The sequence below is a fragment of the Dongia sp. agr-C8 genome, from assembly GCF_054658695.1.
Genome location: NZ_BAAGHZ010000002.1, coordinates 1120129 through 1144837, shown reverse-complemented (window position 1 = coordinate 1144837; position 24709 = coordinate 1120129). Strand labels below are relative to the sequence as shown.

Genomic DNA, 24709 nt, shown 5'->3' with positions numbered 1-24709 from the left:
AGGATGACCGCATGAGCCGCGACCTGCCCAACAGCAAGGATACCGAACTGCTGCAACGTGCCCGCCGCGTCGTCCCCAACGGCGTCTGGGGGCATATGGCGACGCGCGGCATCGGCCCGGGCTATCCGCAGTTCTTCTCGCGCTCCGAGGGCTGCCGGGTCTGGGACGCCGACGGCAACGAATACATCGACTTCATGTGCGCCTGGGGACCGAATGTCCTCGGCTACAAGCATCCCGAAGTGGACCAGGCGGCGCTGGCACAGATGCAGCGCGCCGACATCGGCAACGGACCCACCGAAGTGATGGTGGAGCTGGCGGAGCTCATGGTCGACACCATCGACCATGCGGACTGGGTGCTGTTCCAGAAGAACGGCACCGACGCGACGACGGTCAGCGTCACCATCGCCCGCGCCGCCACCGGGCGCCGCAAGGTGCTGGTCGCGCGCGGCTCCTATCATGGCGCGGTGCCCTGGTGCTCGCCCTCGACGGTCGGCGTCACGACCGAGGACCGCGCGCATCTCATCCAGTTCGACTACAACGACGCGGCCAGCCTGGAGGCTGCGGTGGCCGAGGCGGGAGACGATCTCGCCGCCATCCTGCTGACCTCGTTCCGGCACGACATCCAGCGCGACCAGGAGCTGCCGGAGCAGGCTTTCCTCGCCGCCGCCCGCAAGGCCTGCGACCGCAGCGGCGCGGCGCTGATCCAGGACGACGTGCGGGCGGGCTTCCGGCTCGACGTGCGCGGCAGCTGGGCGCCCTACGGCATCAAGCCGGACCTCGCCGCCTATTCGAAGTCGATCGCGAACGGCTGGCCGCTGGCCAGCATCGCCGGAAATGCGCGGATGCTGGAAGGTGCGGCGAAGATCTTCACCACCGGCTCGTTCTGGTACGGCGCGGCGGCGATGGCCGCGGCCAAGGTCACCGTGCGGCTCCTGCGGGAGAGCGACGCCCTCGCGCAGATTGCGGCGATGGGGCAGCGTTTCCGCGACGGCTTGCAGCAGGCGGCGGCGCGGCATGGATACCGACTGCGGCAGACCGGACCGGTGCAGATGCCGATGGTCCTGTTCGAGGGCGACAAGGAGCTGGCGCTTGGCAACGCATTCTGCGCCGCCGCGCTCCGGCACGGTATCTACCTGCACCCGCGGCACAACATGTTCTTCTGCGCGGCGCATCAGGCATCGGACATCGATCGCGCCATGGAGGCCGCCGACCGGGCCTTCGCCGACATCGCCAAGGCAGGATTGACCCAGCCATGACCGATTACACCGACCATATCTTCGTCGCGTATCGCCGCCGGCTGAGCGAGCTGAAGGCCAGCAAGAACCCGCTCGCGCAAGGCCTCGCCTTCGTCGAAGGCCAGTATGTGCCGATCCAAGAGGCGCGGATTCCGATCCTCGACCAGGGCTTCCTGCATTCCGACCTCACCTACGACGTTCCCGCGGTCTGGGACGGCCGCTATTTCCGGCTCGACGACCATCTCGACCGGTTCGAGGAGAGCTGCCGGCGCCTGCGGCTGCGCAGCCCGATCAGCCGCGCCGAGATGCGCGACCGCCTGGTCGAGATGGTCGCCATGAGCGGCATCCGCGACGCCTATGTGATGATGATCGTCACCCGCGGCCTGCGCTACATCCGCCAGTACGCGCCGGAGGAATGCGAGAACTTCTGCTACCTGATGGTGACGCCCTTTCTCTGGGTGATGGACGAGGAGCGGCAGAAGAAGGGCGCTTCCGCGATCATTGCGCGGACGGTGCGCCGGGTCCCGCCCGGCGCGATCGATCCCCAGGTGAAGAACCTGCAATGGGGCGACTTCACGCGCGGCATCCTGGAGGCGCGCGACCGCGGCGCCATGTATCCGATCCTGACCGACGGCGACACCAACATCACCGAGGGCTCCGGCTTCAACGTGATCCTGGTGAAGGACAGCACGCTCTTCACCCCGCGCAAGGGCGTGCTCGAGGGCGTCACGCGCAAGACGGTCCTCGAGCTGGCGGCGGGCCTCGGGCTCAAGGTCCATCTCGACGACGTGCCGGTCGGGCTTGCCTATAGCTGCGACGAGCTCTTCTTCGTGACCACCGCCGGCGGCGTCATGCCGGTCACCGAGCTGGATGGCAAGCCCGTCGGCAACGGCGAAGTCGGCCCCACGACCAAGACGCTGTGGAAAGCCTATTGGGACGCGCATTACGACCCGAAGCTCAGCTTCGGCATCAACTACTACTGAGTCCGCGGCGAGCGCCGGGTAGACCGCGCGCTCAGGCAGCGATGTCCCGCCCCTAGCGGGCGGCAGCGCCGTATTCGGCGCCTCATCCAATAAAGTCTTTTTAGTCAATCCACTAGCTCGCTTCTTGACACAGCTAATAAACGATAATATATGTGAGTGAGTACTCACTTATGACCGAGGCAGATGGATCAGGCCAGCCCCACCCGAGAGAGGCTTCGTGCCGCTGCTCTCAACCTGTTCGTGCAGAAGGGCATTGCGGAAACGACGACCCGGGAGCTCGCCGCGATGGCCGGTGTCGCCGAGGGCACCATCTATCGCCATTACGCCTCGAAAGAAGACCTGGTCCGGGAGCTGTTCGAGGATCACTACTTCCGGTTCGGCAGCGAGCTCGATCGGATCCGCGGCGAAACCGCGGGTGGTGTCGCCGCCAAACTCGCCGCGATGGTCGCCTTCATGGCCTCGCTCTACGATTCCGATCCGACGCTCTATCGCTTCCTGCTGCTGGCGCAGCACACCGCGCTTCCCAGCATCCCCAAGGCGCTGCCGGAGAGCCCGGCTTCGAGCTTCCGCCGCTTGATCGTCGACGCGATCGCCGCCGGGGAGATCCCGCCGCAGAATGCGACGCTTTCGGCGGCGATGCTGATCGGCGCCATCATCCAGCCGGCGCTGGCGCTGATCTACGGGACTCTCGATGGGCCGATGACCAAGTACGTGCCGGAGATCGTCGCGCGCGGCCTGGCACTGATCGAGCGATCGGAAACAAAATTGGGTGATCAACGATGAGCGTCGTGCAATCGGTCGCGCGTCATCTTGCGGGCGGCAAAACCGAGTTCCTGATCGGGAGCCAAGGGGTTGTTCACCCGATCGCCATCGCCGGCACGGGCAGCTATCTGCCGGCCCGGGTGCTCGACGCCGCGACATTCGACACTCTGGTGGGCAAGCCGCTGGGCTGGTCGGAGAAGGCTTCGGGGGTTCGTTCGCGCCACGTCGTCCAGCATGAAACGGTGATCGACATGGCTGCCGCGGCGGCGAGCCAGGCCATCGCCCGCGCCGGCATCGCCGCCCAGGACCTGGATTGCATCATCGCTGCCGCAGCGCTGGCGCATCAGCCGATCCCGACCAGCGCGGTGCTGATCCAGCGGGCGCTCGGATTGCCGACTTCCGGCATCCCGGCCTTCGACGTGAACGCGACCTGCCTGAGCTTCCTGGCGGCGCTCGATCTCGCCGGCGCGCTCATCACCGCGGGCCGGTATCGCACGATCCTGGTGACCGCCGCCGACATGCCGAGCCAGGGAACCCGGCTCGGCGATCCGGAGATCAAGGCCATGTTCGGCGACGGCGCCGCCGCGGCGGTTCTCAAGCCGGGCGAACGGCCGGGGCAGGGCGTGGTGGCGCTGCGCATGGAGACCTACAGCGAGGGCGCCGAAGCTTGCACCTTGCGCGCCGGCGGGACGGGGCTGAGCCCGCACGGCGATCTCAAGATCTTCCTCGACGCCACCTGGTTCGAGATGGACGGCCCGCTCGCCTATCGCGTCTCGGCACGGTACATGCCGGGATTCCTCGAGCGCCTGCTGGGGGCCGCCGGTGTCACGCTCGACGACATCGATCTCGTCATTCCGCACCAGGCGAGCGCCCATGCGCTGCATCTGATGCGCCGCCGCCTCGGCGTACCGGCGGCGAAGCTGATCGATCTCCTGGCCGAGCGGGGCAACCAGGTATCTGCCTCTATTCCGAGCATGCTCGACCATGCCCTGGCTTCCGGGCGTGCCCGGAAGGGGGACCTCATCCTGCTGATCGGGACGGCCGCCGGCATCACGCTGGGCGGCGCGGTCATCCGGCTCTAGCGATGAAGATCCTCGTCACCGGGGCCACCGGTTGTCTGGGCGGTGCGACCGCGCGCCGGCTCGCAGCAGCGGGACATGCCGTCACCGGCAGCGGACGCGACCTTGAAAAAGGCGCCGCGCTTGCGGCGGATGGAGTGACTTTCATGCCCGCCGACCTGACCGACGGGTCGGCTGTCCAAACGCTCGCCGCCGACCACCGCGTCATCATTCATGCCGGCGGCCTTTCCTCGGCCTGGGGCCGGCGCGAAGAATTCATGCGCGCGAATGTCGGGCCGACCGCGGCCCTGATCCAGGCGGCGCGGAGCGCCGGAAGCCGCTTCGTCTTCGTTTCGTCGCCCAGCATCTACTTCGACTTCACCGACCGCTATGACATCGATTCCGATGCCGCTCCCGCCGCGCGCCCGGTCAACGCCTATGCGGAGAGCAAGCTCATTGCCGAGCGCCTGGTGCGCGAAGCGGCGGAACTCGGCCTCGATGCGGCGATCATCCGGCCGCGGGCGATCTTCGGCGCCAACGACACGGCCTTAATGCCGCGGCTGCTCCGGGCGGCGGCGCGGGGCCGGATTCCGCTGATCGACGGCGGGAGGGCCCTGCTCGACATGAGCTACGTGGACAATGTCGCCGACGCCTTGATCGCCGCCGCCCTCCATCCGGATCCCATCCGCGGCCGTGCCTACAATATCAGCAACGGCGAGCCGATCCAGGTCGCCGAGCTCATGCGCGCGGTCGTGGATGGCCTCGGCTTGAAGACGCGGCTGATGCCGATCCGCTTTCCCCTCGCCTATGCCGCAGCCATGGCGCTGGAAGTCGCGGCAAATCTCCGTCCTTCGCGCCCGGAGCCGGTGCTGACCCGCTACACGGTCGGCGTGCTGGGCCGCAGCCAGACGCTCTCGATCGAGCGCGCGAAAAGCGAGCTTGGCTGGGCCCCGCGCGTGACGCTGCGGGATGGCATCGAGCACACCCTTTCCGCATGGAAGGCCGCCCATGCTTGAGGATGTGCGCCTGCTCTCGGCCGGCTTCTGCCTCCATCCGGAATTCATGTCGATCCGGGGCGGCAGCTGGAAGCCCTGCCGGTTTCCGGCCGGCTTCCTGTACCTGCGGCATAGCCGCTTCGGACATGTGCTGTTCGATACCGGCTACAGCGACCATTTCCGCAAAGAGACGGCTTCGTTCCCGAACCTGCTTTACGCCAAGTTGATGCCGCCGCACTTCCAAGCCGCGGATCGCGCCTGCGACCAGGTCGAACGGATGGGCGTCCGCGCGTCCGAGATCGGGACGGTGGTCCTCTCGCATTTCCATGCCGATCACATCGCCGGCCTTCGCGACTTCCCGACAGCCCGGATCGTCGCCCATCGCAGCGGCTATAGGGCGATGACCCGGGCGCGCGGACTCGGCGGGCTGCTCCAGGGTCTTCTGCCCGGGCTGATGCCGCCGGATGCCGACGATCGCATCTGCTTCACCGATGCATTCGCACCCGCGCCGCTGCCACCCGCGCTCGCCGGCTTCGGCCCGGCGCGCGATCTTTTCGGCGACGGTGCGGCGCTCATTGTGGATCTGCCGGGTCATTCGACCGGACAGATCGGCCTTTATCTTCCCGAGACGCCGCAGGGCGCGCTGTTCGTCGTCGCCGATGCCGCATGGTCGCAGGATGCAATCGCCGGTCTCCGGCCGCCGCCGCGGCTGGTGACCGCGATGCTGGGCGAGACCGGCACCTACCGGCGGACGCTCGGCAACCTCCATCGACTGCAGCAGGCCATGCCGGACCTCGCGATACGGCCGGCCCATTGCCGGCGCCAGGGACCGGCATGAGCCCGGCGGTCCTGCATGCGGCCATCGCCTTCTGGCGCACCAAGCGCCTGATGCATCGGCTGCGGACCCGCGCCGATGTGATCGCCTGGCGGGATCGCCAGCTCGATCGCTTCCTCAACCGGGCCGTCGGCAGGGTTCCCTTCTATGCGGGACTTGACGCTTCGCGGCTGGATCAACTTCCCATCATCGACAAGGCCACGCTGCTCGCCAATTTCGATCGGCTGAATACCAAGGGCGTGACCGGGCAACAGGTTCGCGCGGCCCTGGATAGAAACGAGTCGCATGCCGGCGGGCTCATGATCGGGCAGAGCACCGGCACCAGCGGCAACCGTGGCCTCTTCGTGATCAGCGAGGCGGAGCGATTCACCTGGCTGGGCGTGATGCTGGCCAAGACCCTGCCGGATTTTCCCTTCGTCCGACATCGGGTCGCCATGATCCTGCCCGGCACCAGCCAGCTCTATGCCGCGGCGACCGCGATCGGGCGGCTGACGATCCGGTTCTTCGATCTCGGGCAAGGCGTGGATCGCTGGCGCGCCGACCTCTGCGCCTATGCCCCCGATACCCTCATCGCGCCGCCCAAGGTGCTGCGTGCCTTGGCGGAAGCCGGCGGCCTTCACCCCAAGCGCGTCTTCTCCGGCGCCGAGATGCTTGATCCGCTGGACCGCGCGGTCATCGAATCCGCCTTCGAAGCCCGGGTGCGCGAGATCTACATGGCGACCGAAGGCCTGTTCGGCGTCGGCTGCGCGGAAGGCGTGTTGCATCTGGCCGAAGACGTGGTCGCCTTCGAATGGGCGCCGGTCGATGGCGCGCCGGGTCTGGCAACGCCCATCGTCACCGACTTCACCCGCCGCACGCAGATCATGGCGCGCTATCGGATGAACGATCTCCTGCGGCTGAGCGAGGCGGCCTGCCGCTGCGGTTCCCCGCTCCAGGCGGTCGCGGCGGTGGAGGGACGCCAGGACGATGTGTTCCACCTCAGCGCCCGCGGTGGCGCGGACCTGGTCCTGGTAACGCCGGACGTGATCCGCAATGCCGTGGTTGACGCCGATCGGAGGATCCAGGACTTCCGGGTCATCCAGACCGGAGCGCGGGCCGTCGATCTGGTCCTGGACCGCGGCTTGGCACCGGATGCCGCGGCGGCGGCAGCGGCGTCCTTGAGGACAGCCCTGGAACGGGCCGGCGCGGCCGAAGTCGACATCACGCTGAAGCGCGGCTGGGAGTCGCCCATGGAACGCAAGCTCCGGCGCGTGCGCCGGGCGTGGAACTAGCATGATCGTCGCCTTCACGACGCCCGCGATGGGGCATCTCAAGCCGATGCTGCCGCTCTTGGGCGGATTGATCGCCGAAGGACAGCGGGTCGTCTGCTTCGGGCATGCGGCGTTCGAGCCGGCGATCCGCGCCACGGGTGCCGAGTTCAGAGCGTATCCGCATGTTGCCTATGATATAGAAGCCCCGGACTTCAACCCGGTCCGGATGGGTGCCGATCTCATCCGCGCCAATCACAAGATTTATCCGGCGCTGCTGCCGGATGTCGCGGCCTTGTCCCCGCGCCTGATCCTGCAGGACTTCATGGCGCTCTGGGGGAGCTGCATCGGGACGGACCTTGGCGTCCCCCGCATCCACACCATTCCGACCATCGTGCTCAACCGGGAGGCGGAACGGCAGATGCGCCGGGAGGACGGCATGAGAAAGCTCGCCGGAGACGTCCTTTGGGGAGCACCCGCGCTGCTGAATGCGATGATCAGAACGAAATTCTCCGTCTCGCTCCGCGAGGCCTATGGCCTGGAGAATTCCTGGAGCCGGCTTGCGCCGCCCCTGCAGGAGCTGGTTTTCAGCCCCAGGCAAATCCAGGTCGGTCAACCCGAGGGCGACGTTCCGCGCTTCTACATCGGCCCGGGCGTCGGCGAGCGCCACCCGCTCGATCCGCCGCCCTTTCCGCCGGGCTATGCTCTCATCACTTTCGGGACGCTCTCGAACGGCCGGACGGAGCGCTTCGCGGCGGCGATCCGGGGGGCGTTTCTTGCGGGACTGTCGGTGGTCGCGCTCTGCGGCAGCAAGGTGGATCTCGCGCAGCTTCGCGCGCTCGCCGGCTCGCTCGAGGATGCGCATCCGGGGCGATGGGCCCGGGTGATCGAACGCGTTCCGGAACCGGAGGTGCTGATCGCGGGGGCCGAAATCGTCATTCACCATGCCGGGATGGCGACGACATGGGAGACGGCCCGCTTCCGCAAGCCCGCGCTCTTCATTCCCACCATCTCGGATCAGAAGGTGCTCGCCAGTCGACTGGAGGCGCTGGGAATCGGCCTGCGACTGCCGCGCGGGCGTGAATTGGACGCGCACGCGATCGCAACGGCGCTGAAGCGGGTGCAGGCGCTGGCCTGCCCTTGGGCGAAGGTCGAGGCCCTGCTTGCCGAGGCCGGGGGTGCACAGCGTGGCGTGGCGCTCATTCTGGCTGCGCTGGAGACCAGGCCGTGACGGCCTATCTGGGATTCTCATGTTCGCAGCACGATCCCTCGATCGCCGTGGTCGACGACCGGGGCATTGTCGTCTTCGCGCAGGCCAATGAGCGCGCGCTCAAGAACAAGCGCGGCTGGCATGCCCCGCCCGACGCCTTCGGCCTGATCGAGCCGATCCTCGATCGCTATGCCGGCGACGCCCCGATCGACGCCAATCTTACCTGGTCACGCAAGGCGCTCGGCGCCGCGCCCATGCTGGCGCGGCTCAGCCGGACCGCGATCGCCGCGCTGGAACGCCTGGGCCCGCGCGATCGGGAGGCGGAGCTCTGGCGGGCTTGGATACTGCGGCATGCGCTCTATCGCGCGCCGTCATCCCAGGCCGACCTGCTTCTGAACCTGGAATTGCGGCTGCGGGAACAGCGGGGTTTCCGCCAGCGTTTCAGGAAACAGGCGTGGAATCACCACCTTTGCCACGCCATGACGGCCTGCTTCTCGAGTCCGTTCGATGATGCGCTTTGCGTGATCATGGACGGGATGGGAGAAGGCGGCAGCAGCGCGGTCTATCGCTTCCAGGACGGACGACTGACCCGGCTCGATCGGCCCTCGGTCGCAAACCTGGCCAGCCTCGGCCATTTCTTCAGCCAAGTCACCTTTGCGGCCGGCTTCGACCCCGAGGCCGGCGAAGAATGGAAACTGATGGGGCTCGCCGCCTACGGCGTTCTGGACGAGGAACTCTACCGGATCATGCGGGCCGCGCTGAAGGTCGGCGACAACCGCCTGTCGTTTGCGCGCAGCTACGCCGCGATGATGGAAAGGCTCATGCCGATGCGCCGCCGCGGCCCGATGGCGAATGCGAACCTGGCCTTCACGGCGCAGAAGGTGTTCGAAGATGTGCTGTTCGATTTTCTCGCCCAGGCCCATGGCCAGTGGGGCGGCGACAACCTTGTCCTCTCCGGCGGTTGCGCGCTGAATTCCAGCGCGAACGGCAAGATCCTGGCCGCCACGCCGTTCCGCAGGCTGCATGTTCCCATGGCGCCCGGCGACGACGGGAATTCCATCGGCGCGGCGCTGCTGGGCTGGCAGTCGGCCCATCCCGGCCAGATGCCGCCGCGGTTCTCCACGCCCTATCTCGGATCGGAACTCGCCCCTGCGACGCTCGAGCGGCTGACGCAGTTCGGCCTCCGGCCCTGTCTCACGGCCGTGACCCCGGGTGAGCTGGTGGATTTCGTCGCGGGTGAGTTGGCGGGCGGCGCCATCGTCGGGCTGGTGCGGGGCCGCGCCGAGTTCGGGCCGCGCGCGCTCGGCGCCCGCTCGATCCTGGCTGACCCGCGCTCGCCCGGCATCCGCGACCGGATCAACGCCGCGGTGAAGTTCCGCGAGGAGTTTCGTCCCTTCGCGCCGAGCGTGCTGCATGAATGCGGCAGCGACTATTTCCAGGACTATTCCTACGCCCCTTACATGGAGCGTACCCTGAAATGGCTGCCCGAACGGGCGCCACCCGGCGTCAACCACGTGGACAACACCGGCCGGCTGCAGAGCGTGACCGAACGGAGCAATCCGTTCTTCCATGCGCTGATTTCCGCATTCCGCGACAAGACCGGTCTGCCGATCTTGCTGAACACGAGCTTCAACGTGATGGGCCGTCCCATGGTCCATGAGGTCGAAGATGCGGTCGGCGTCTTTCTCACGTCCGACATCGATCTATTGGTGCTGGACGATCTCGCGTTTCGAAAGCCTTCCAGCACGGCGCCGGCGCGACGCGGACATCCGTGAAGGCCGTTGCCAGACGGCAGCCGGGAGGCGCCGCCCCCGGTGTTTGACCTCGCCCGCATCTTGCGCTTTGTTGCTCCTCGCAAATCCGCCGGATCCGGGAGACAAGATGATCGAACGCCACGGGCTCAAGGTCGACCAGCGCCTCGACGATTTCATCCTGCGCGAGGCCCTGCCTGATACCGGTATCAAACCGGACGACTTCTGGCGCGGCTTCGCGGATTTGATCCGGGAGCTCGCGCCGAAGAACCGGGCGCTGCTGGAAAAGCGCGACCGGCTGCAGGCCGAGATCGATGCCTGGTGGAAAGCGCATGCCGATGCGAGCGTCGCCGCGCAGAAGGCGTTCCTGTCCGAGATCGGCTACCTGCTGCCGGAAGGCCCTGACTTCAAGATCGAGACCGCGGGCATCGATCCCGAGATCGCCGCCATCGCCGGGCCGCAGCTGGTCGTGCCGATCACCAATGCCCGCTACGCGCTGAATGCCGCCAATGCCCGCTGGGGCAGCCTCTATGATTGCTTCTACGGGACCGACGTCATGGGCCTGCCGTTGCCGGCCGGCGGCTATGATCGCGGGCGCGGCGCCCGGGTCGTGGCCCGCACGCGGGTCTTCCTGGACGAGGCCTTTCCGATCGAAGGCACCAGCCACGCCGACGTCCGCCGCTACACGGTCAAGGACGGCGCCTTGCTGGTGGACGATCAGCCGCTGCTGCAGCCGGGGAAATTCGTGGGCTATCGCGGCAATCCCAAGGCGCCGGATTCGGTCCTGCTCAAGAACAACGGCCTGCATGTCGAGCTGGTTTTCGACCGCGCCCATCCGATCGGCAGCCGCGACCAGGCGCTGCTCGCCGACGTGGTGATCGAGAGCGCCATCTCCGCGATCATGGATTGCGAGGATTCGGTTGCCTGCGTCGATGCGGAAGATAAGGTTCTCGCCTACCGTAACTGGCTCGGGCTGATGAAGGGCGACCTCGCGACCGAGGTCGCAAAAGGCGACAAGAGCTTCACGCGGCGGCTCAACCCGGACCGCAGCTTCACCCGGCCCGACGGCGGCGCCCCCCTCAAGCTGAAGGGACGCGCCCTGATGCTGGTGCGCAATGTCGGGCACCTGATGACGACGCCGGCGATCCGCGACTCCCGGGGGAATGAGATCCCCGAGGGCCTGATGGATGCGATGATCACCACGCTGATCGCACTTCATGACCTCAGGAGGAGCGGCGACGACGCGCTGCGCAATTCCACCGCCGGCTCGGTCTATGTGGTGAAGCCTAAGATGCACGGGCCGGAGGAGGTCGCCTTCGCCGACGAGACCTTCACCCAGGTCGAGCGCATCCTCGGCCTCAAGCAATACACGGTGAAGCTCGGCGTGATGGACGAGGAGCGCCGCACCTCGGTCAACCTGAAAGAATGCATCCGCGCGGCGAAGCACCGCATCGCCTTCATCAATACCGGCTTTCTCGACCGCACCGGCGACGAGATCCACACCTCGATGGAGGCGGGGCCGTTCTCGCGCAAGGATTTCATCAAGCGCAAGGGCTGGATCACGGCCTACGAGAATCTCAATGTCGATATCGGCCTGGAATGCGGGCTTTCCGGCAAGGCGCAGATCGGCAAGGGGATGTGGGCGGCACCCGACCTGATGGCAGCGATGCTGGAGCAGAAGATCGAGCATCCCAAGGCCGGCGCCAACTGCGCCTGGGTGCCCTCACCGACCGCGGCGACCCTGCACGCGCTGCATTACCACAAGGTCGACGTCTTCGCCGTGCAGGCCAAGCTCGCTTCCGGCGGGCGCCGCGCGCATGTAGATGCGGTCCTGGACGTGCCGGTCGCCTCCTTCCGAAAATGGAGCGAGGCGCAGATCCTGCGCGAGGTCGAGAACAACGCCCAGGGCATCCTCGGCTATGTGGTGCGCTGGATCGACCAGGGCATCGGCTGCTCCAAGGTTCCCGACATCAACAATGTCGGCCTGATGGAGGACCGCGCGACGCTGCGGATCTCCTCGCAGCATATCGCCAACTGGCTGCATCACGGCATCTGCAGCAAGGACCAGGTCTTGGATGTCATGAAACGGATGGCGGCGGTGGTCGACCGGCAGAATGAAGGCGACCCGCATTACCGGCCGATGGCGCCCGACTTCGATCTCTCGGCGGCGTTCCAGGCGGCCTGCGATCTCGTGTTCAAGGGACGGGAGCAGCCCAACGGCTATACCGAACCGCTGCTCCACGCCGCGCGGCTGCGGGTGAAGGCGGGGAACTGAGAAGACGACGGGATCCGTTCGTTTGGCTCAGCCGAATCTGCGCTGAGAGCCAGGAAGTTAAAGTCCTGGAACGACCCGCGGCCACGGCCGCATGCTTGGGGCCGCGGGCGGCGGATCCGGATCGTGATCATCGTCGGGTTGGTCGAGGGAAATGGCCGGCGCCTCGGTGTGCGAGACGTTCAGCCACTGATTGGCGCGCTCCCGCCACAAAGACTGGGGCGTTTGGTTGGTTTGGACCATCATTGCCGCGTCCTCCTAGGGGCAGCAGGTTGAGAGAATGCATGGTGTCGCGGGGACCCGGCGGCCCGTCTGCGGGTCCCCGCGGAGCCTCAGAAGTCCGCGCCGCCGGCGGCCGAGAGGGCGGCAGCGGACTCCTTCTTAGGCTTTTCGGCCACCAATGCCTCCGTGGTGATCAGAAGTGAGGCCACCGAGGCGGCGTCCTGAAGTGCGGTTCGAACCACCTTGGCAGGATCGATCACCCCGGCGCTGACCAGATCCTGGTACTCGCCAGTGGCGGCATTGAAGCCCCAGTTGTAGCTTTCCTTTTCCAGGAGCTTGCCGACCACGAGCGATCCGTCCTCGCCGGCGTTCTGGACGATCTGCCGCGCCGGAGCCTGGATCGCGCGCCGCACGATGTCCACGCCGGCCTTCTGGTCGGCATTCTCCGGGTTCAGCCCCTGGAGTGCCTTCAGGGCGCGCAAGAGCGCCACGCCGCCGCCGGGAAGAATGCCTTCCTCGACCGCCGCCCGGGTCGCGTGCATGGCGTCATCGACGCGGTCCTTGCGCTCCTTGACTTCGACCTCGGTGGCGCCGCCGACGCGAATGATCGCGACGCCGCCCGCCAGCTTGGCGAGGCGTTCCTGCAGCTTCTCCCGGTCGTAGTCGGAGGTCGTCTCGTCGATCTGGCGGCGGATCTGCGCGGTGCGCGCCTCGATGTCGCTCTTCTTGCCGGCGCCGTCGACGATGGTGGTGTTCTCCTTGTCAATCGCGACCTTCTTGGCGCGCCCCAGCATGTCGATCGTGACGTTCTCCAGCTTAATGCCGAGGTCCTCGGAGATGACCGTGCCACCGGTCAAGATCGCAATATCCTCCAGCATGGCCTTGCGGCGGTCGCCGAAGCCCGGCGCCTTGACCGCAGCGACCTTGAGGCCGCCGCGCAGCTTGTTGACCACCAGCGTCGCCAACGCCTCGCCTTCGACATCCTCGCTGATGATGACCAACGGCTTGCCGGCCTGTACCACGGATTCGAGCAGCGGCAGCATGACCTGCAAGCTGCCCAGCTTCTTCTCGTGGATGAGGAGATAGGGATCCTCCAGCTCGACCCGCATCTTCTCGGTATCGGTCACGAAATACGGAGAGATGTAGCCGCGGTCGAATTGCATCCCTTCGACGACCTCCAGCTCGGTCTCGAGGCCCTTCGCCTCCTCGACCGTGATCACGCCCTCGTTCCCGACTTTCTGCATGGCGTCGGCGAGGAAACGGCCGATTTCGCTGTCGCCGTTCGCGGAGATGGTGGCCACCTGGGCGATCTCGGTGTTCGCGGTTACCTTCTTGGCGTTCTTGGTGAGATCCTTCACCACGGCATCCACGGCGATATCGATGCCGCGCTTCAAGTCCATGGGATTCATTCCGGCGGCGACCGCCCTGGCGCCTTCCTTGACGATCGCCTGCGCCAGGACTGTGGCGGTGGTGGTACCGTCACCGGCAAGGTCATTGGTCTTGGACGCGACCTCGCGCACCATCTGCGCGCCCATATTCTCGAACTTGTCCTCGAGCTCGATTTCCTTGGCGACCGTTACCCCGTCCTTGGTGATGCGGGGAGCTCCGAAGGATTTATCGATGACGACATTGCGCCCCTTCGGTCCAAGGGTCACTTTGACCGCGTTCGCAAGCGTGTCCACGCCGCGCAGCATCTTTTCGCGTGCGTCTGACGAGAACTTCACTTCCTTGGCAGCCATGGCTTAGTACCTCCTTCCAGCAGATTGTTTCCAAATAAGGCGGTGCGACTCGAACGTCGTCCGTCAGGCCGCTCTCTTCAGGGTCCCGGCCTTGTCAAGGATGCCGAGGATGTCGCTCTCCTTCATGATCAGCAGTTCCTCGCCATCGATCTTCACCTCGGTCCCGGACCATTTTCCGAACAGGACGCGGTCACCGGCCTTCACCGCGAGCGGCACGAGTTCGCCCTTCTCGTTCCGGGCGCCGGAACCAGCGGCGACGATCTCGCCCTCCTGTGGCTTTTCCTTTGCCGTGTCCGGGATGATGATGCCGCCGGAAGTCTTCGTCTCGGCATCGATGCGGCGCACGACGACACGGTCGTGCAGCGGGCGGAAATGCATGCAGTCCTCCTTGGTCAGATCAGCAATGTCATATGGCCCCGGCCCTGGCGGGGCCTGCGAAAGATCGAGCTAGGCGGGCGAATTCGAAGTTCAAGAGGGTGTCGCCAGAATTTTTCAGCCGCGGCGCGCCGGCGGACTTTATCGGACAGCCGGCACCGGACCATGTGATCCGGCGCCGGAGCACGCGTCAGGCGGCTTTTTTGTCGGAAGCGATCTGCCTGGTCTCAGTCCCGGACAGTGACTTGCCGATGGCGATCTTGCGCGGCTTCATCTCTTCCGGCACCTCGCGCTTCAGATCGATCATCAGCAGCCCATTCTCCAGGCTGGCGCCTGCGACGCGCACATGGTCCGCCAGCTCGAATCGTCGCTGGAACGCGCGTCCCGCCAGCCCACGATAGAGGAACTGCTGGTTCTCGCCGGTAGACTTGCTACCGCTCACGACCAGGAGGTTGGGCTCCTGGGTGATGCTGAGGTCGCTCTCGCCGAAGCCGGCGACGGCAAGGGTAATCCGGTAGTCGTCATCGCCGACCTTCTCGATGTCGTAGGCCGGCCAGTTGTCGATTTGCGTCAGCCGCGTGGCGTTGTCGAGCAGATCAAGGATGCGGTCGAACCCCACCGTCGAGCGGAACAAGGGGCTGAAATCAAAAGTCGTTCTCATGTCCATATCCTCCAATGAGCAACACGGATGTGAAAAGACGCGCACGGCATCGCCGCGACGGGGCATGAAGTGCGCCTCTCGGAACCGCCGACCCCGCATGGGCATCGGCAGGATCGATTTAGGAGAGCCGCTGCCGGCGTCAAGAGGGCGTGCGGGCGCGCGGAGCCGTACCGACGGCGCGCCTCAGATCATCTCGCGCTGCTTGATGGCGAGGTAGCGGTTGATGAGGTCGGTGCCGACGCGGTTGTGGGGGGCCTCCAGGCATTGCACGCCCAGCCGCCTCAGCTTTTCGAACACCACCAGGCGCTCCTTGCGGAGCTCGTCGGCGACCACCGAGCGGGCGACCGCTTCCATCGAGCCGGGGATGGAATCCGGTGCGGCATCGACCAGCGCGCGGAACTCGGGGTCCTGCAGGGTGACGAACAGCACCAGGTGCCGGCCGGAGAGGCGGCCCAGGTTCTCCACCATCAGCTCGGCGGTCACGGTATCGACGAAATCGGTGAACAGCACGATCAGCGAGCGGCGTTGCAGCTGCTGTGACAGCAGCGTGAGGCCGAGGGTGAAGTTGGTCTCCTCGGCCGCGTAGTCGAGCTCGGCGGTCATGCGCTGCAGCCGTGGGAAGCGATCGACGCCGCCGAGCGGCTCGGCGCGCAGGCGCACCCGGGCGTCGAAGCCGAACAGGCCGACGCGGTCGCCGCCCTTCAATGAGGCATAGCTCAGCAGCAGCGCCGCGTTGATCGCGTGATCCAGGCGCGGAATGCCGCCGATCGGCTCGCGCATCAGGTGGCCGGTGTCCAGCGCCAGGATGATCTGGTGGTTGCGCTCGCTGCGGAACTCCTTCGAGACCAGGCGGCGGTGGCGCGCCGAATGCTTCCAGTCGATCGAGCGGCGGTCGAGACCGGGCTGGTAGTCGCGCAGTGCGTCGAACTCAGAGCCGTCGCCCAGCTGCCGCTGGTCCTTGATGCCGAAGCTCGCGTCCTGGCGCATCAGCGCGATCGCCGCGGCGCGCACGGCACGGATGTTCGGCACGACCTTGAGCTGGGCTTCGAGCGGCTGCTTCACTTGGATCCGGATCAGGCCATAAGGCCCGGTCCAGCGCAGCCAGAGCATGGTGAGCGGAACCGTGCCGCGGCGGCGCGGCAGCAGCGGAATCTCGGTGCGGATGGTCTGCGTGCCGTCGAGGGGAACCTGCAACAGCGCCGGCATCTCGACCGTCGGGCCGTGATCGATCGTCGCCTCGATCACGCGCGGGATCCGGCCGCCGCCGGGGGTGAGATCGAGCGTCGCCAGGGCGGTCTCGCCGACGAAGAGCATCTCCGGGGGGGCGAAGGCGACGCCGAGCCGCCGGCGCGGCATCGCCAGCAGGAAGTCGCCGCCGAGCGCCAGGATGACCACGCCGAGATAGGCGGGGCCGAGCAGCCAGAGCTGCGGCGCGAGCGCCGCCAGCAGCAGCGCCAGCAGAGGCGCTGCCGCCACGAAGGCGACGCCGCGGCCGGTCGGCAGGATCACGGTTTCACCCTCACCGTCTCAATCTCATCCCAATTCTCATCGCGGCGCCGGCGTGGCGGTGATGATCTGGCCGATGATCTGGTCGAAGGTGAGGCCCTCGATCTCGGCGCCCGGCGAGAGCACGACGCGATGCCGCAGCACCGGGGTCGCGAGATGCTTCACGTCGTCGGGGATCACATAGTCGCGGCCCTGCAGCGCCGCGAAGGCGCGCGCCGCCATGGCCAGCATGCTGGCGGCGCGCGGCGAGGCGCCGTATTGCAGGGAGGGATGCTCGCGGGTGGCGCGGATGAGATCGACGATATAGGCGACGATCTCGGCGGAGACCCGCACGCCCTCGATCGCCCGGCGGGCCTGCTCCAGGGCGGCGAGATCGAAGACCGGCTGGATGCCGAGCATCTCCAGCTTCGGCATCGCGCCGTGACTCCCGTGCCGGGTGACGATGGCGAGCTCTTCCTCGCGGGCGGGATAGCCGATCAGATGCTTGAACAGGAAGCGGTCGAGCTGGGCCTCGGGCAAGGGATAGGTGCCCTGCTGCTCGATCGGATTCTGGGTCGCGATCACCATGAAGCCGGCGCCGAGATCGTGGGTGGTGTTGTCGATCGTCACCTGGCGTTCCTGCATCGCCTGCAGCAAAGCCGCCTGGGTCTTCGGCGGCGTGCGGTTGATCTCGTCGGCCAGCAGCACCTGGGTGAAGATCGGGCCCTTCACCAACTGGAAGGTGTTGCTCTGGAAGTTGAAGAGATTGGTACCGATGACGTCGCCCGGCATCAGGTCCGGGGTGAACTGGATGCGGCCGAATTTCAAGTTCATCGCCGCGGCGAAGGCGCGGACCAGCAGGGTCTTCGCCGTACCCGGCGCGCCTTCCAGGAGGATATGGCCGTCGGAGAAAAGTGCGACCAGCAAGAGGTCGAGCGCGTCGTCCTGGCCGACGACCGCCTTCGCCACCTCGGCGCGCAGCCGGTCAGCGGCGGCCCTGAGTTCCGTCAACGGCGACGCCGCTTGCGGGGACGCTGCGTCTCCCCCGGGGGACGACGACGGTTCCATGCACAATCTCCTGTTTCCAGCGATAGAGTTCGTGGGCGAAGCGCAAGGCGCGGGTGGCGTCGATGCGCCCGGATTGATGGGCCGAGATCCGCTCGAGCGTCGGGCTGACGCGGATATCCAGGCCGCGATGCGCGGCGGCGCGATCGAGCCAGGCCGCTTGCGCCGTCTCGTCGAGGCCGTTGGGCCCGTGCAATTCGTTCATGACATCGGCGAGGGCCAGGCGCCGATAGCTCTGCAGCAGGTTGCCCGCGCTGGTGCCGAATTGCAGCAGCTTGGCGGCGCTCTTGACCAAGGTGAGCTTGCCGGCGGCGAGGCCTTCGGTCTCGGCCAGCGGCGCGCCGAAACGGGCGATCCCGGCCCAGGCCAGCACAAAGGCGGTGACGATGATCGCGACCAGGATCGGCAGGAAGGGCGGGTTCAGCAGCGTGCGCATCAGGTTCGGCCGCTGCTCGAAGCCGTGCAAAGTCTCGTCGATGATGACGGTGCCGCCCTTGGGCAGCAGCGCATCGACCACCGAGATCGCGACCACACCGTTGTCCATCTCGTCGATACCGGCATTTGACAGCAGATCGGGGTCGCTCAGGATCCAGAGCGTGCCGGTCCGGCTCCGCACCGCGCCGAGCAGGATCTTGCCGGCATTGGTCAGGATCGGGTCGATCGGCTCCGCGCCGGCGACGATGTATTGCGGATCGCTGAGAGAGATGCTGCCGCCGAAATGCGGCGCATCGATTTCCGCCGTGCCGGTATCGCGCTGGATGACGGCATCGGGGACTACGGCGCGCAGCACGGATTTCGGCGTGTCCTCGTCCAGCAGCTGCATCTTGCCGACCCAGATCGGCTTCTTGTTGTCGGTGAAGCCGTCCCATTTGGGCAGCACCAGCAAGGCGTGTGGCTGGTCGCGCAGCTTTGCGATCTGCGGCTTCGCCTCGGCGCTGTAATCCGGCTCGATCACCAGCAGCAGGCCGCCCGAGCCGGCCCGCTCGAGGCTGCGAAAGCGGCTGACCTGGACCGGGATGTCGAGGTTGCGCAGGGCCGCGGCAAAGGCGCGATGGCCGATCGCCGAGCGCGAAAAGACGTTGTGCTGGTTGCTGCGGGGCTCGCCGCCGCCGTCGCCGAACATCTCGAGATAGGTCGCGGTCGCGAAGGCGCCGACGCCGATGACGATCACCAGGATCAGGGTGATCAATGGAAAGGGTCCGGCCGAGCTGCCGCGCAAGCTGGGGCGTTTGGCGGCGGTGGCGGGGAGGGCGGTCATGCGCTCACTCCGCGGCGGCGGCCAGCACGCGCCGCGAGTTCTCGCGGCAGAGTGCGTAGGTGGCGGCATTGGCGGCGCGCATGCCGAACAGGCTGACCTCAACGGCGGCTACCAGGGTGGCGAAGGCAGTGTTGCCTTCGGCGGAGAGCCGGGCGCGTCGCAGGATCTCGCGGCTGGTCAGCGAGGCCTGGATGCCGTGCTCGATGCGGCTCCGCAGGCGCTCCTGCACCAGCAGCAGCAGGCGATGCACCGCCTCGGTGAAGGCGCCGGACTCCGCCAGGGCGTCGACCTCGTCGAAGGTATGGTCGCGCTCCGGCTCCGGCGCCGCGAGCACGCTCGAGGTGGCGACCGGCGCCGCGGTCTTGGCGGCGGCGGTGTTGCGGGCGGCGAAGCGCTGTCCGGCATAGCGCGCCAGCACGAAGAGCAGTGCCACGGCGATCACCGCCAGGATGATGTAGGGCAGCCAGGAAAGATCGAGCGACAGGCGCGACGGCGGCTCCTCGGGCTGCGGCACCGGCGGGCTGTGCTGGATGTCGGGCTGCTTCTCGATCTCGCCGATCGAGTCCCGGGCGCGCTCGGCCAGCGGGCGGTTGCGCTGGATCTGGTCGCCCTCGACCGCGGACTCGACGGCCTGCTGCGCGTCCTCGGCCGGCGCCGGCGCCGCCGTGGTCAGCAGCGCCGCCGCGAGCGCGCCGAACCAGATGAGCCGCCAGCCGGCGGGAATGCGGTTCGGAAACGAGGACCCAGACTTCAATGCCATCGACACAAGCTCAGCCGCGCGGCCCCATGCTCACGCGAGGGCGGCCGCGCGATCCAACCATGTTTCGCGCGGCGATGCCACCAGGAATGGTACACTAGGAATAGGTCGGGCGCCGACCTAGTATCTCGGCCCGCGGCCTGCGCGGATATCCGCGAGTCGCGCCGCCGCCACGATTTCACAACACGAGCCGATCATGATTCCGGTCACCGCCACAATTTCCATCCGCGAGGACGAGATCGAGGAGAGCTTCATCCGCGCGAGCGGCGCCGGCGGGCAGAACGTCAACAAGGTCTCGAGCGCGGTGCAGCTCCGCTTCGACGCGAAGCACTCGCCCTCGCTGCCGGAGCGGGTGAAGTCCCGGCTCCAGGAGATCGCCGGAACGAAGATGACGAAGGACGGCGTCATCGTGCTGACCGCCGAGCGCTTCCGTACCCAGGAGGCCAACCGCAAGGACGCGGTCGACCGGCTGGTCGAGCTGCTGAAGAAGGCGGCGTTCCAGCCGAAGCGGCGGATCAAGACCAAGCCGGGCAAGGGCGCCAAGGAGCGGCGGCTCGAGGGCAAGTCGAAGCGGTCGGGGGTGAAGAAGCTGCGCGGCTCGAAGCCGCGGTTCGACGACTGAAGCAATCGGCGCGAGATCGCCGGGTCAAGCCCGGCGATGACGGTTTCAGGATATCACCCGAACCTTGCGCCGACGTCGAGGGTGCTTTCCCAGCCGATGCGGTCGAAATTCTCGGTGAGCCAGCGGTCGGCGGTCTCGTAGCCCAGGCGGTGCAGGTGCTCGAGGAAGGCGCGCTCGGTGTTCATCTTGGAGAGGGCACCCATCTCGGCCAGCTCGATCTCGGCGCCGATCTCGTGGAAGCGGACCGCGACGTAGCGGTCGTCGTTCAGTTTGCCGCTCTCCACCAGCCGGGTGATCGCGGTGATGCCGGCCATCTCGCGCACGAGGCTGGCGTTGAAGGTCATCTCATTGATGCGGTTGAGGATGTCGCGCGCGGTCTCGGGCACGTCCGGCCGGTTCATCGGGTTGATCTGGACGATGACGACGTCGCTGCTCATGCATTCGTTGATCAAGGGATAGATCGCGGGATTGCCGAGATAGCCGCCGTCCCAATAGAACTCGCCCTCGATCTCGACAGCCTCGAACAGCAGCGGCAGGCAGGCCGAGGCGAGCAGCGTCTTCGCGGTGATCTCCGGCGTGCGGAACAGCCGCGACTTGCAGCTGCGGACGTTGGAGGCGGTGACGAAGAGCTTCACCTCCGGATGCGCCCTGAGGTTCTCGAAATCGACCAGGTCCTCGAGGATGTCGCCCAGAGGATTGAGCTTCATCGGGTTGAACTGCTTGGGCGACCACAGCCGGGTCATGAAGTCGACCATCATGAAGGTCGGGTCGCCGTCCACCGCCCAGCCCTCGGACATGCCGGGAATGCCGCGCGGGAAAGTGCGCGGGATCGGGCAGAGCTCGGCGACGCGGTCCCAGAACGCCTCCAGCGCATCGATGGCGCCCTGACGCTTGCCCTTGAGGAAGCCGTCGACAAAAACCGCGGCGTTCATGGCGCCCGCACTGGTGCCGCTGATGCCGTCGATATAGATCCGGGGCTCGCTCATCAGCCGGTGCATGACGCCCCAGGTGAAGGCGCCGTGCGAGCCGCCGCCCTGCAGCGCGAGGCTGATATGCTTCACCCCCGGACGCGACGCGCGCGGTGCGTGGTCCTGCGGCTGATGCGGCGCGGTGGGGCTCAGTCCGTCCAAGCGGTAACCTGCGGATCGTGAAAGGCCTCTATTGTCGCCGCCCGGCGTTACCATTGCGTAAAGGATGATGTGCGGCCGGCGACGGCTGGGCTTTTTTCGGCTGGCGATAGGATCAGGCTTGTTTTCCTGTGACTTATGGCCTGAATTAAGCGGGCGTTAACCCTGATTTCCTAGCCTGATTCGGTTTGGGGCTTCGGATAGGCAGATGGTCTCTCTCAGCGCCGTCACTCTCGATCTCGTGCAGAACGTGAGCCTATTCGCGCTCGTGGTCGGAGGCTATGCGACCGTGACGCGGGGCGCCTTCCTGCCTGCGCGCTGGCGTCCGGTCGCGATCGGGATCGTGTTCGGCGTCGGCGCCGTGCTCGCCATTTCGCTCCGGATCGAGGTGATGCCGGGAGTCTATGTCGACGGCCGCAACATCATGACCTCCCTGGTCGTGCTGTTCGGCGGCCCGATCGCGGCCGGGATCACGCTGGCGATCACGGTTCTCTACCGACTGTGGCTGGGCGGCCAGGGCGCGCTGGCCGGTAGCGTCGCGGCAGTCGCCGCCGTGGCGCTGGGCTTCCTCTACATGGCGCTCAAGGCACGGCTTGGCTTCCGTATCAACCTCTGGTCCCTGCTGGCGCTGGGGCTCGCCGTCGTCTTCGCCGGCGCCTTGAGCTTTGCGCTGCTCAATCCCGCGGGATCGGAGCAGTCGCTGCTGGCGTTGCTGGTCCCCCTGGTGCTGGTCTCGCCCTTGGGCACGATGATCCTGGGCCTTGCGCTGCAGAACGAGGACGACCACGCCAGGCTGCAGGCCGAGCTGCGCGAGCAGGCAGCCTTGTTTCAGACCATCTTCCGCTCGATCGGCGATGCCGTCGTCGTCGCCAACCACAAGGGTGAGATCGTGCTCTCCAATCCGGCCGCGCAGCAGCTGACCGGCATCGCGGTGACGGAAGGCGGAAAGCGCGACCTGGTCGGTTACGCCCGCACCGCCAAGGGCGACGGCACGCCGTTTCCGCTGGAAGAGCTGCCGCTGGTGCGGGCGGTTGCCGGGATTCCCAGCACGGTGGCGGAGATCGTGTTCCTCGACGCGCCGGCCGGCCCGCGCCCGCTCTCCGCGGTCGGCCGGCCGCTGATCGACGACCGCGGCCACGACCATGGCGGCGTCGCCGTCTATCGCGACGTCAGCACCGAACGCGTCCTGCAGAACACCATTGCCCGTAACGAGCGGCGCTTCAAGGAAGCGATCGACGCGATGGAGAACGGCTTCGCGCTGTTCGATTTCGAAGACCGGCTGCTGATCTACAACGCCGGCTTCATGAGCGCCGAGCAGGAGGCGGAATTCGGCAACCCGATCGGCCACACTTTCGAGGAACTGACCCGGGCCTTCGCCTATGGCAAGCTGTCCGCGGTCGCCGCGGAGCTGGACCGCGAGAACTGGATCAAGTGGCGGATGGAGGTGCACCGCAACCCGCCGCCGACGCCGGTCGAGATCCAGTGGAACGACGGGCGCTGGATGCGCGTGATCGAGCGGCGCACCGCCGACGGCGGCTATGTCGGGGTCTGGACCGACATCACCGCGCTGAAGCTGGCCGAGGCCCGGCTGCGGGACGCGATCGAGAATATCCCCGAGGGCTTCATGCTGCTCGACGGCGACCTTACGCTTCGCCTCGTCAACCAGCGCATGCTCGAACTCTATCCGGCCAGCGCCTCGGCCTTCCTGCCGGGGAATTCGCTGGAGCAGATCCTGCGCTATGGGGCCAAGCGCGGCGAGTATCCGGGGGTCTCGTCCAGCGCCGAGGTCGAGGCCTTCGTCAAGCAGTGGATGACGCGCTTCAAGAGCAGCGAGCCCTATTTCGGCGAAGGTGCCTTCACCAACGGCCGCTGGGTGCTGGTCAGTCATCGCCGCACCGATGGCGGCGATTTCGTCAGCATCCGCACCGATATCACCCAGCAGAAGCAGCGCGAGCGCGAGCTGGCGAAGCTGCTGGAAGACCTGATGGCGGCGCAGGCGGCGACCGAACGCGCGCATCAGGAGCTCGAGCGCACCTCCAGTGTGATGCGGGCGATTACCGACGCGGTGCCGGCGCTGGTTTCCTATGTCGGCAAGGACGAGCGCTACCGCTACTGCAACAAGGAGTACCGCGACATGTTCGGCGTCGACCCGGACAGCCTGGTCGGCCAGAAGATCAACGACGTGGTCGAACCGGAAATCTACCAGGTGGTGAAGCCGCAGATCGACCGCGCGCTGGCCGGCGACGAGGTCGCCTTCGTCCGGCCGATGATCGCCCGGGGCGCCACGCATTTTGTCGAGCAGCGCTATATCCCGAGCCATGATGCCGACGGCAAGGTCGACGGCTTCTACGCGATCGCCTGGGACATCACCGAGAGCCACAAGCGCGAACTGGCGCTGAGCCTCGAAGTGCATACCGATTCGCTGACCGGGCTGTTGAACCGCCGCGGCATGACCGAGGCGATGGAGGAGCTGGCCCAGCGCTGGCAGGCCGGCGAGAGCGGCGGCGCGGTGCTCTACCTCGACATTGACCGCTTCAAGCAGATCAACGACACGCTCGGCCACGACATCGGCGACGAGCTGCTGAAGGCCTTCGCCGAGCGGATCCGCAGCGTGGTGCGCGCCTCGGACCGGGTCGCGCGCCAGGGCGGCGACGAGTTCGTGATCCTGATCTCCGCGCCCGAGGCCGAGGACGTGGCGAAGCGCGTCGCGCAATCGCTGCTGGAACGGGTGCGCCTGCCGGTGCGGATCGGGGCGCAGGAGTTCGCGATCTCCACCAGCATCGGCATCGCCGTCATTCCGCCCGGCCAGTCGGCGTCCATCCTGGCGATGCTGAAGGAGGCGGACTTGGCGCTCTACGAAGCCAAGGGCGCCGGGCGCGATCGCTATGCGCTCCGCCGCATGCCGGCGGCGCCACGCGGCGCGCCTGTGGAGAACCTTGACCGTATGGACAAAGATTTTCCCCGCTCGTAAGCTTTCACCCCAAGTGATGCCCGCCGATGACTCCCCGTGGGGGCGTTCGGGACATCATCGGACCGGCGGGCCCGCCGCC

20 protein-coding genes are annotated in these 24709 nt (G+C 66.9%); 12 read left to right on the top strand and 8 right to left on the bottom strand.

Annotated features, from left to right (window positions below):
• Nucleotides 1-11: 11 nt before the first annotated feature.
• The 10 genes from ACYQ4T_RS13020 (at nucleotide 12) to ACYQ4T_RS12975 (ending at nucleotide 12351) form a co-directional block, all read left to right on the top strand.
• Nucleotides 12-1256, top strand: coding sequence for an aminotransferase class III-fold pyridoxal phosphate-dependent enzyme (locus tag ACYQ4T_RS13020; RefSeq protein WP_459854636.1), 1245 nt, complete (start codon nucleotides 12-14; stop codon nucleotides 1254-1256).
• Nucleotides 1253-2218, top strand: a complete 966-nt coding sequence (locus ACYQ4T_RS13015) for an aminotransferase class IV (protein WP_459854634.1) — start codon at nucleotides 1253-1255, stop codon at nucleotides 2216-2218. Before ACYQ4T_RS13020 ends, ACYQ4T_RS13015 begins: the two co-directional genes overlap by 4 nt.
• A 183-nt stretch (nucleotides 2219-2401) precedes the next feature.
• Complete coding sequence (locus ACYQ4T_RS13010; protein ID WP_459854632.1) at nucleotides 2402-3001, top strand: TetR/AcrR family transcriptional regulator; 600 nt, start codon at nucleotides 2402-2404, stop codon at nucleotides 2999-3001.
• Nucleotides 2998-4062: a 3-oxoacyl-[acyl-carrier-protein] synthase III C-terminal domain-containing protein gene (locus ACYQ4T_RS13005; RefSeq protein WP_459854630.1), complete on the top strand. Its 1065-nt coding sequence runs from the start codon at nucleotides 2998-3000 to the stop codon at nucleotides 4060-4062. Before ACYQ4T_RS13010 ends, ACYQ4T_RS13005 begins: the two co-directional genes overlap by 4 nt.
• A gap of 2 nt (nucleotides 4063-4064) precedes the next feature.
• The gene (locus ACYQ4T_RS13000) at nucleotides 4065-5054 is read left to right on the top strand and encodes an NAD-dependent epimerase/dehydratase family protein (RefSeq protein ID WP_459854627.1); all 990 of its coding nucleotides are present in this window, start codon (nucleotides 4065-4067) and stop codon (nucleotides 5052-5054) included.
• Nucleotides 5047-5871 carry an MBL fold metallo-hydrolase gene (locus ACYQ4T_RS12995; protein WP_459854624.1) on the top strand — a complete coding sequence of 275 codons (825 nt, stop codon included), beginning with the start codon at nucleotides 5047-5049 and terminating at the stop codon, nucleotides 5869-5871. Before ACYQ4T_RS13000 ends, ACYQ4T_RS12995 begins: the two co-directional genes overlap by 8 nt.
• The gene (locus ACYQ4T_RS12990) at nucleotides 5868-7139 is read left to right on the top strand and encodes a F390 synthetase-related protein (RefSeq protein WP_459854622.1); all 1272 of its coding nucleotides are present in this window, start codon (nucleotides 5868-5870) and stop codon (nucleotides 7137-7139) included. The genes ACYQ4T_RS12995 and ACYQ4T_RS12990 overlap by 4 nt, the downstream gene beginning before the upstream one ends.
• A gap of 1 nt (nucleotide 7140) precedes the next feature.
• Nucleotides 7141-8346 carry a nucleotide disphospho-sugar-binding domain-containing protein gene (locus tag ACYQ4T_RS12985; protein WP_459854620.1) on the top strand — a complete coding sequence of 402 codons (1206 nt, stop codon included), beginning with the start codon at nucleotides 7141-7143 and terminating at the stop codon, nucleotides 8344-8346.
• Nucleotides 8256-10100, top strand: coding sequence for a carbamoyltransferase family protein (locus tag ACYQ4T_RS12980; RefSeq protein WP_459854618.1), 1845 nt, complete (start codon nucleotides 8256-8258; stop codon nucleotides 10098-10100). The genes ACYQ4T_RS12985 and ACYQ4T_RS12980 overlap by 91 nt, the downstream gene beginning before the upstream one ends.
• Before the next feature lie 106 nt (nucleotides 10101-10206).
• A complete protein-coding gene (locus ACYQ4T_RS12975) occupies nucleotides 10207-12351 on the top strand; it encodes a malate synthase G (protein WP_459854616.1) in 2145 nt (714 codons plus the stop codon).
• A 329-nt stretch (nucleotides 12352-12680) separates the two neighbouring features.
• Here ACYQ4T_RS12975 and groL read toward each other — a convergent pair whose 3' ends face one another.
• The 7 genes from groL to ACYQ4T_RS12940 all read right to left on the bottom strand — a co-directional run bounded on the left by groL (nucleotide 12681) and on the right by ACYQ4T_RS12940 (nucleotide 19913).
• Nucleotides 12681-14309 carry a chaperonin GroEL gene (groL, locus tag ACYQ4T_RS12970; RefSeq protein ID WP_459854614.1) on the bottom strand — a complete coding sequence of 543 codons (1629 nt, stop codon included), beginning with the start codon at nucleotides 14307-14309 and terminating at the stop codon, nucleotides 12681-12683.
• Nucleotides 14310-14372: 63 nt separating this feature from the next.
• Nucleotides 14373-14687, bottom strand: coding sequence for a co-chaperone GroES (gene groES / locus ACYQ4T_RS12965; RefSeq protein ID WP_459854612.1), 315 nt, complete (start codon nucleotides 14685-14687; stop codon nucleotides 14373-14375).
• Nucleotides 14688-14874: 187 nt separating this feature from the next.
• Nucleotides 14875-15345 (bottom strand): Hsp20 family protein, encoded by a 471-nt coding sequence (locus ACYQ4T_RS12960; RefSeq protein WP_459854610.1) that lies wholly within the window; start codon nucleotides 15343-15345, stop codon nucleotides 14875-14877.
• A gap of 183 nt (nucleotides 15346-15528) precedes the next feature.
• On the bottom strand, nucleotides 15529-16854 hold the full coding sequence (locus ACYQ4T_RS12955) for a DUF58 domain-containing protein (RefSeq protein WP_459854608.1): 1326 nt from the start codon (nucleotides 16852-16854) through the stop codon (nucleotides 15529-15531).
• 36 nt (nucleotides 16855-16890) lie between these two features.
• The gene (locus ACYQ4T_RS12950; RefSeq protein ID WP_459854606.1) at nucleotides 16891-17841 is read right to left on the bottom strand and encodes an AAA family ATPase; all 951 of its coding nucleotides are present in this window, start codon (nucleotides 17839-17841) and stop codon (nucleotides 16891-16893) included.
• A complete protein-coding gene (locus ACYQ4T_RS12945; protein WP_459854604.1) occupies nucleotides 17816-19153 on the bottom strand; it encodes a DUF4350 domain-containing protein in 1338 nt (445 codons plus the stop codon). The genes ACYQ4T_RS12950 and ACYQ4T_RS12945 overlap by 26 nt, the downstream gene beginning before the upstream one ends.
• Before the next feature lie 4 nt (nucleotides 19154-19157).
• Nucleotides 19158-19913 carry a DUF4129 domain-containing protein gene (locus ACYQ4T_RS12940; RefSeq protein ID WP_459854602.1) on the bottom strand — a complete coding sequence of 252 codons (756 nt, stop codon included), beginning with the start codon at nucleotides 19911-19913 and terminating at the stop codon, nucleotides 19158-19160.
• A 193-nt stretch (nucleotides 19914-20106) separates the two neighbouring features.
• Between ACYQ4T_RS12940 and arfB the strand changes: the two genes are divergently transcribed.
• A complete protein-coding gene (arfB, locus tag ACYQ4T_RS12935; RefSeq protein ID WP_459854600.1) occupies nucleotides 20107-20532 on the top strand; it encodes an alternative ribosome rescue aminoacyl-tRNA hydrolase ArfB in 426 nt (141 codons plus the stop codon).
• A 53-nt stretch (nucleotides 20533-20585) separates the two neighbouring features.
• Here arfB and ACYQ4T_RS12930 read toward each other — a convergent pair whose 3' ends face one another.
• On the bottom strand, nucleotides 20586-21662 hold the full coding sequence (locus tag ACYQ4T_RS12930; RefSeq protein ID WP_459854598.1) for a patatin-like phospholipase family protein: 1077 nt from the start codon (nucleotides 21660-21662) through the stop codon (nucleotides 20586-20588).
• Nucleotides 21663-21867: 205 nt separating this feature from the next.
• On the opposite strand from ACYQ4T_RS12930, the gene ACYQ4T_RS12925 reads away from it, so the two are divergent.
• The gene (locus ACYQ4T_RS12925) at nucleotides 21868-24630 is read left to right on the top strand and encodes a diguanylate cyclase domain-containing protein (RefSeq protein WP_459854596.1); all 2763 of its coding nucleotides are present in this window, start codon (nucleotides 21868-21870) and stop codon (nucleotides 24628-24630) included.
• The last annotated feature ends 79 nt before the right edge of the window (nucleotides 24631-24709 follow it).

Bases quoted from the DNA above. Each gene is read 5' to 3' on its own strand.
- ACYQ4T_RS12990 (WP_459854622.1), top strand. From the start codon at position 5,868: ATGAGCCCGGCGGTCCTGCATGCGGCCATCGCCTTCTGGCGCACCAAG.
- ACYQ4T_RS13015 (WP_459854634.1), top strand. From the start codon at position 1,253: ATGACCGATTACACCGACCATATCTTCGTCGCGTATCGCCGCCGGCTG.
- ACYQ4T_RS12945 (WP_459854604.1), bottom strand. From the start codon at position 19,153: ATGACCGCCCTCCCCGCCACCGCCGCCAAACGCCCCAGCTTGCGCGGC.
- ACYQ4T_RS13005 (WP_459854630.1), top strand. From the start codon at position 2,998: ATGAGCGTCGTGCAATCGGTCGCGCGTCATCTTGCGGGCGGCAAAACC.
- ACYQ4T_RS12960 (WP_459854610.1), bottom strand. From the start codon at position 15,345: ATGAGAACGACTTTTGATTTCAGCCCCTTGTTCCGCTCGACGGTGGGG.
- ACYQ4T_RS13000 (WP_459854627.1), top strand. From the start codon at position 4,065: ATGAAGATCCTCGTCACCGGGGCCACCGGTTGTCTGGGCGGTGCGACC.
- ACYQ4T_RS13020 (WP_459854636.1), top strand. From the start codon at position 12: ATGAGCCGCGACCTGCCCAACAGCAAGGATACCGAACTGCTGCAACGT.
- arfB (WP_459854600.1), top strand. From the start codon at position 20,107: ATGATTCCGGTCACCGCCACAATTTCCATCCGCGAGGACGAGATCGAG.
- ACYQ4T_RS13010 (WP_459854632.1), top strand. From the start codon at position 2,402: ATGGATCAGGCCAGCCCCACCCGAGAGAGGCTTCGTGCCGCTGCTCTC.
- ACYQ4T_RS12925 (WP_459854596.1), top strand. From the start codon at position 21,868: ATGGTCTCTCTCAGCGCCGTCACTCTCGATCTCGTGCAGAACGTGAGC.
- ACYQ4T_RS12995 (WP_459854624.1), top strand. From the start codon at position 5,047: ATGCTTGAGGATGTGCGCCTGCTCTCGGCCGGCTTCTGCCTCCATCCG.
- ACYQ4T_RS12985 (WP_459854620.1), top strand. From the start codon at position 7,141: ATGATCGTCGCCTTCACGACGCCCGCGATGGGGCATCTCAAGCCGATG.
- ACYQ4T_RS12975 (WP_459854616.1), top strand. From the start codon at position 10,207: ATGATCGAACGCCACGGGCTCAAGGTCGACCAGCGCCTCGACGATTTC.
- groL (WP_459854614.1), bottom strand. From the start codon at position 14,309: ATGGCTGCCAAGGAAGTGAAGTTCTCGTCAGACGCACGCGAAAAGATG.
- groES (WP_459854612.1), bottom strand. From the start codon at position 14,687: ATGCATTTCCGCCCGCTGCACGACCGTGTCGTCGTGCGCCGCATCGAT.
- ACYQ4T_RS12940 (WP_459854602.1), bottom strand. From the start codon at position 19,913: ATGGCATTGAAGTCTGGGTCCTCGTTTCCGAACCGCATTCCCGCCGGC.